General features: G+C 54.0%; 1 protein-coding gene. It reads right to left on the minus strand.

The window, feature by feature from the left end:
* Positions 1–1,697 (minus strand): hypothetical protein (locus D6694_01765; protein RMH47587.1); only part of this gene is annotated, 1,697 nt, incomplete at both ends.

Below are 1,697 nucleotides of genomic sequence, written 5' to 3' on the forward strand. Positions count from 1 at the left end.
ACGGTCAGGCCGGTTTGACTTGGCAACCAGAGTCGACCCCGGCTATCTGTCGCAATGGCCGCCACATTATTGGACGCGAGGCCCGTGCCAAGTCCGGAGGCAAGCACAACCTTTTTTTCCTTAAGATCATAAATTTTCAGACCAATACCCGAGTAGCCAACCAGTAGATATTTGCCACCCAATTGCATGTCTGTGACCGAAGCGCCCTCTCGGATAATGCCATCGTTGTCCAAACCCGGCAGCACCTCGACGGTTCCGTTGGTTTTGTCATATCGACACACCGCCCTATCCGTGCCGATATACACAAAGCGTTCAGACGCCTCAAATGCCGTGGTCAACGCTCGGCACAGTTCTGGCACGTGACTCAGCGATAGCACCCGCCCACTTGCCTTATCGTACACGCCCCAGCCATCAGAATGCCCAATCCAAAGGCGTTGTCCATCTGCATACAAGGTAAAAACGACCCGTGACAACCAGCGTGGCGATTCGCCATTCTCGGCGGTCCAGTGCACAGGCTTTGCTGTGCGAGTCTTGCCATCCACTTGCCAAAGCCCACGCCCCGTGCCAGCCATGATCTGGTTCTGGAATTCAGTCACAACATAGACACCTTGCAATAGACGACGGTCATCGGCGGTGTATATCGGTTGAAATTCCGTGCTGCTTTCTGGCCGCACCTCTAACGCTCGGTCACCACCAAGCCACAAAGCGCCATCCGAGGCAGGCAATATGCTCCATACCACTTTATTGCGTTGGCCGTGCTCGCCTGGCAACAAGCGCACTGGCCATTCACTGCGCTTGTTCCACACCAAAGTGCCTTCACCCTCTGTGCCCAACCAAATATTGCCGTCTCGATCCCGAAATAGTGCACGAACGGATGGTAATGTTTCTTTTCCGCGTTGCCACCGATGAATATGGCGACGTTTGCCAGATGGTAAGCTGATACGGAGCACCCCACCGCTCCTCAATCCCACCCAGAGTTCACGATCAGGGGTGCGCATTCCCGACTGCGCCCGAAATTCAGGCGCTTTTTGCACGTACGGACGAAACTGTTCGACAATTGTTCCGGTGTCATCGAACACCAAATAACCCGCGTCAAGCACGGCGATGATTCTTTGCTCACCATCGGGAATCAGATCAATGACAAAACGTTTTTCTCTTACGATATCGAGAAACGCCTGCGAAGCCCACGGCCGCCATTGTTGCGCCTCGGTATCCCATCGCCAAATCCCTTTGGCTTCATCCGCAGCGAGCATACCCACGCCATTGATCCTAAACAGTCGATATGGGCGCGCTAACGGCAATGCCTCCGTTTTTGGCTTCAAAAGCCTATAGTCGTCCGTCCCCTTGTATTGCAACAGTCCACCGTCCGCGAGCATCCATAACACGCCTTTGTCAGACACAATCTGATAAACAATGCCCGCCCCGTGCTTATTTAAGGCTGCTTGATCAAAAACAACTTGAAAATCGTCGGTGGCGGGTCGGTAGTGACCCACACCGCCGCTGGTGGCCACCCAAAGCTGTCCTTGCGCATCCAACGCGAGATCCCAAACCGTATTGCCGGGTAATGAATGTTTCTGATCAGGCTGAAATCGGTAGGTGTAGGCATGGTGTCCATCCAAGCGACTCAAGCCATTTTCTGTCGCCACCCAGATCTGGCCATCTGTGGTCTGCACGATGTCTCTCACCCAACTTTGTGC

Source organism: Gammaproteobacteria bacterium (genome assembly GCA_003696665.1).
In the GTDB taxonomy this organism is placed as follows: domain Bacteria; phylum Pseudomonadota; class Gammaproteobacteria; order Enterobacterales.